Here is a 4,678-nt window from a genome sequence, read left to right as displayed (position 1 = left end):
CGGACCGTCCTCGTCTCCAGCCACCTGATGACCGAGATGTCCAAGGTCGCGGACCACCTGATCGTCATCAGCCGCGGTCGACTGCTCGCCCGGACCAGCACGTCGGAGTTCATTCGGCGCAACGCACGGACCCATGTCCGGGTGCGAACCTCCGAACCCCTGCGCCTGCGGCAGGCCCTGGAGCGGAAGGGCGCCTCACTGAGCCCCGCACACGACGGCAGCCTGGAAGTCGACGGCCTGACGGCGGTGGAGATCAACCGGCTGGCCGCGGCAGGCGGCATCCCGCTCGAGGAGCTGACCACCCGCACGGGATCACTCGAGGACACCTTCCTCAAACTCACCGGCGAAGAAGGAAGCACCACCCGTGTCTGAGACGGCCGCGGCCATCCGGGCCGAGTTCACCAAACTGAGAGGTATCCGCGGCACGTTCGCCGCGTTGCTGCTGTTTCCGCCCGCCAGCCTCCTCCTCTCCGCCCTGGCCGGTTGGTCCGCGGGGAAGGCGATCGATTCCCACAACGCACGGCTCCGCCCTGACTTCACCCCCGAGCAGACAGGTCTGGACGGCGTCCTCTACGGCCAGTTGGCGCTGATCGTGTTCGCCGTGCTCCTCGTCGCGGGTGAGTACTCGTCGGGCATGATCCGGGTCTCGCTGCTCGCCGTGCCCCGGCGAGGTCGGCTCTACCTGGCGAAGGCGGCCGTCACCGCCGCCGCCGCGATGGCCGTCGCGATCCCTGCCACCGTCCTCGGCTACCTGCTCACCCAGTCCGCCCTCGGCTCCCACGGCGCCGGCATCGACGCGAGTGGTGTCCCCCGCGCCCTCGTCGGCGCCGTGGTCCATCTGACGATGATGAGCCTGTTCGCGGCAGGCGTGGCCGCGACGGCCCGCGGTGCCGTCGTGCCGCTGGCCGTCCTGCTCCCGATGGTGCTCGCCGGGTCCCAGATCCTGTCCACCGTCGGAGCGACGAAGGAGGTGGTGCGCTACCTCCCCGACCGGGCCGGCATGCGGATGCTCACGATCGGCTCGGACGACGCGTTCACCGGGTTCGTCGTCCTTCTCGCGTGGACCGTCGCGGCACTGGCGGCCGGCTATCTGCGTCACCGGCGTTGTGACGGCTGACGGGACGGCCGCGAGGCACACGCCCCATGACCGTGGGACGTGACGATGCGCGGCTTCCCAGGCACCTCACGGACCGAACCGGGCCGAACCGGGCCTACCGGGTACCGGCCGAGGACCGCGCGAAGGTCACCGCCGACCGGCCGTTCACACCGGGCCGGTACTTCGACGAACAGGGGTTTCGGCCAAGGGCAGTTCAGGAGGTGCAACAGGAGCGGCTGCTAGAGTTGCGAGCTTCGAGGGCTCGATGAGTGGTTTGCGGGGAATGCGGGATGGCCGAGGCGGTCCGGGTGCTGATCGCGGACGATCAAGCGTTGCTGCGAGGGAGCTTCCGTGTCCTCGTCGACTCGACACCAGGGATGGAGACGGTCGGCGAGGCCGGTGACGGCATCCGGGCCGTGGAACTCGCCCGGGAACTCAGGCCCGACGTCGTCCTGATGGACCTGCGCATGCCCCTCATGGACGGCATCGCGGCCACCCGGGAGATCTGCTCCGACGCGACCATGACCGGCGTACGCGTGCTCGCCCTGACGATGTTCGACATGGACGAGTACGTCTACCCGGCCCTCCGGGCAGGCGCGAGCGGATTCATGCTGAAGGACGCCTCCCCCTCGGACCTGGTCACCGGCATTCGCGTCATCGCCACCGGTGAAGCCGTCCTGGCGCCCACGGTCACGCGCCGCGTCATCGAGACCTTCTCCCCCTCCCGGAAGGCGGCCCGGCCCGTCCCGCGACTCGTCGGGCTCACCAAGCGGGAACAAGAGGTGCTCGTGCTGATCGCGAACGGGCTGTCGAACGCCGAGATCGCCCAGCGGCTGGTGATCAGCCTGCCCACCGTGAAGACCCATGTGAGCAGCCTCCTGGCCAAGCTGAACGTCCGTGACCGTACCCAACTGGTCATCATCGCCTACGAAAGCGGTCTTGCCGAACCGGGAATGCCCGCCTGAGTCCTCGGGGCACGGACCTGGGGCGCGCGACGCCGGCCCGGAGTTTGTCCGTCACCATCGAGTCGCCGACCGGGGCGCACTCCGTCTTCGGCACCCTGAAGTTCAGGAGTAGCCGCCCCGGCGCGACCGCGTCGTCCACGTGGGCGGGACCGATTCCGGGTCAGGTCCGTGGGGGATGCCGGTCGCGGGCTCGGCGTTCCGCCGCGGCCTGCTTCAGCGCCTTGTGGGTGGGCGAGTCCTCGTCCGCGGTCAGCACGACGAGTTCGAGGTCGTGGGTGCCGGGGATGACGTAGGCGGTGTAGTCGAGGTCGAGCCGTCCTGCCCGCGGATGGCGGAATCCGTGGGTTCCGGTGGCCGGTCCGCGGACGTCGTGCTCTTCCCAGAACTCGGCGAATCGGCTGCTGTGCGCGGTCAGGTCGGCCACCAGCCGGCTGCCGCGTTCGTCGTGCGGGTCGGCGGCCAGCGCGTGGCGCAGGCGGTGCACATTGCCGCGCGCTGTCTTCTCCCAGTCCGTGAGGAGTCGGGGCGCCCGGGGGTCGCAGAAGACGAACCAGGCGAAGTTCCGCTGCGCGGAGGGGAGTTCGGCGTAGTCGAGGAGCAGCCAGGCCTCGGCGTCGTTCCAGGCGAGGATGTCGCGCATGGGGGTGACCACGTGGGCGGGCCACGGGGTGAGGGAGTCGAGTAGCCGCAGGGTCGCTTCCGGGACGCCCGGGGCCGTGCGGACGACCGGGCCGGCTCGGTGTGCCGGGCTGTCGGTGGCGAGGCGGTGGAGGTGCCGGCGGGCGTCCGCGTCGAGTTGCAGGGCGCCGGCGAGGGCGTCCAGAACGTCGGGGGAAGGGCGGCGCTGACGGCCCTGTTCGAGCCGGGTGTAGTACTCGGGGCTGATGCCGGCGAGGGTGGCGACCTCGGCTCTGCGCAGTCCGTTCAGTCGGCGGGTGCTGGTTCGGGGCAGGCCGGCGGCTTCCGGGGTCAGTCGGGCCCGGCGCGTGCGCAGGAAGTGGGCCAGTTCGGGGAGTGCCGCTGACGGTGCCATGCGTCGAGTATCGGGCTCCTCCCGCGGCCGGGGGTAGCCCTGGCAGGGCCACCCCCGGGAGTGCCTGCCCGCGGCGGTGTCTCGTCGCGGTGCGCGCTGCGGCTCAGACTGGCTGCCGCTGGTGCCGCACGACGCGGGCGGCCCTGGTGACCGACGGGCCGGATCCGCCGTGTCGGTGGGTCCGCGCGTCCGTCGTCCCTGGAGCCCGCACATGCCCGTACGTCCCGGTGAACCGCCCTCGCCCGCCTCAGCCTCGCCCGCCTCAGCCTCGCCCGCTTCGCCCCCGCCCGCCTCGTCCTCGGCGGTGTCCGGCGATCCGGCGGTGCGCACGCGTCCCGGGGCGCCGCGGCCCGATGGTCCGGTGCCCGACGGTCCGGCGCCCGGTGGTCCGGCGCCGGTCCGGTACGCGCCCCTGGTGGTGCTGAGCGCGGCGGCGGGCCTGGACGCCGGTGGTGTCGCCGTACTCAACAGTGCGCTTCCCTCGGTGGGCGCGCGGTTCGGCACGTCGGCGCAGGACCTCTCCTGGGCGGTGACCGGTTACGCGCTGGCGTTCGCGGGCCTGCTGCTGTGCGGCGGAGCCATGGCGGACCGGCTTCGGCGTCGGCGGGTGCTCGTCGGGGGCCTGGCGCTGGTGGCGGCCGGCGCCGTGCTGGCGTTCACGGCACCGGTGTTCTGGGTGGTCGTGGTGGGACGGGTCCTGCAGGGAGCGGGGGCGGCGATCACCATGCCCGCGGCCACGGCCCTGCTGACCTCGGTGTATCCCGGCGGACCGGCGCGCTCGCGCGCGTTGGGCGTGTTCTCCGCCGCGCAGGCGGGCTGCTACGGAGCCGGCCTGGTCCTCGGCGGTGTGGTCACCAGCGCCTTCGGGTGGCGCTGGGTGTTCGCCCTGCAGGCCGTGGCGGCGGCGCTCATCGCCGCGGCCGCTGTGCGGTGGCTGCCGCTGGGCGCACACCGGCGCCGGGGCCCCCTGGACCTGGCAGGGGCCGCGGCGCTGGTGGCGGCGATCGTCCTGACCGTCTTCAGCGCGGACCTGGGCTCCCGCCCCGGAGGCGGCCCGCTCGCGATCGCGATGCCGGTGGCCGCCGCGGCCACCGCCTACGCGTGGTGGAGCCGCGGCCGTACCCGCGGCGGGGACGCGGTCCTGCTGGACCGGGACCTGCTGCGCACGCGCGGCGTGCGAACCGCGGCGGCGGTGGCCGGCGCGTTCTACTTCTGCGTCACCGGCTCGCTGTTCCTGCTGCCGCTCTACCTCCAACAGGTGCGCGGCATGTCCCCGGCGTCCTCGGGCCTCGCGGTCCTTCCCGTCAGCCTGGCCGTCGCCGCCGCCGCGCTGGTCTCCGGGCGGCTGATGAGGACCCGCGGACCACGCCCGCTCCTGGCGTCGGGCATCCTGCTCACCGCCGGCGGCGTGCTGATGTGGTGCGCGACGGGGGCTCACAGCCCCTACGGCGGCCCGGTCCTGGCCGGCCTGATCGTCACCGGCATCGGACTCGGCGGGGAGCGGGCGCGGGGTGAAGCGGACGCCGGTGGTGGCCGGGCCGCTCACCCGGTCGACCCGGAAGAGCCGCCAGTCCTCGCGGTCCA

3 protein-coding genes and 2 pseudogenes are annotated in these 4,678 nt (G+C 72.9%); 4 read left to right on the top strand and 1 reads right to left on the bottom strand.

Translation table 11 applies throughout. The annotated features are described in order from the left end of the window. The 3 genes and pseudogenes from AB0E96_RS38350 to AB0E96_RS38340 form a co-directional block, all read left to right on the top strand. Window positions 1-372, top strand: a pseudogene (locus tag AB0E96_RS38350) (ABC transporter ATP-binding protein); the annotation flags it as partial. Next, window positions 365-1,117 carry an ABC transporter permease gene (locus tag AB0E96_RS38345; protein WP_359831047.1) on the top strand — a complete coding sequence of 251 codons (753 nt, stop codon included), beginning with the start codon at window positions 365-367 and terminating at the stop codon, window positions 1,115-1,117. The pseudogene AB0E96_RS38350 and the gene AB0E96_RS38345, both read left to right, overlap by 8 nt. Window positions 1,118-1,386: 269 nt before the next feature. Further along, entirely contained in the window at window positions 1,387-2,061 is a 675-nt protein-coding gene (locus AB0E96_RS38340; RefSeq protein ID WP_359831045.1) for a response regulator transcription factor, read from the top strand. A 160-nt stretch (window positions 2,062-2,221) separates the two neighbouring features. Here AB0E96_RS38340 and AB0E96_RS38335 read toward each other — a convergent pair whose 3' ends face one another. Beyond that, the gene (locus tag AB0E96_RS38335) at window positions 2,222-3,094 is read right to left on the bottom strand and encodes a helix-turn-helix transcriptional regulator (protein WP_359831043.1); all 873 of its coding nucleotides are present in this window, start codon (window positions 3,092-3,094) and stop codon (window positions 2,222-2,224) included. Between the two features lie 211 nt (window positions 3,095-3,305). On the opposite strand from AB0E96_RS38335, the pseudogene AB0E96_RS38330 reads away from it, so the two are divergent. Further along, window positions 3,306-4,529 (top strand): annotated as a pseudogene (locus AB0E96_RS38330) (MFS transporter); the annotation flags it as partial. Between the last annotated feature and the right edge of the window lie 149 nt (window positions 4,530-4,678).

It is taken from the genome of Kitasatospora sp. NPDC036755 (assembly GCF_040636595.1).
Lineage (GTDB): Bacteria > Actinomycetota > Actinomycetes > Streptomycetales > Streptomycetaceae > Kitasatospora.
Note: the sequence above shows the minus strand (reverse complement) of the source record. Positions and strands in the feature narration are given on the sequence as shown.

Coding starts and splice junctions, on each gene's coding strand:
- AB0E96_RS38335 (WP_359831043.1), bottom strand. CDS start 3,094: ATGGCACCGTCAGCGGCACTCCCCGAACTGGCCCACTTCCTGCGCACG.
- AB0E96_RS38340 (WP_359831045.1), top strand. CDS start 1,387: ATGGCCGAGGCGGTCCGGGTGCTGATCGCGGACGATCAAGCGTTGCTG.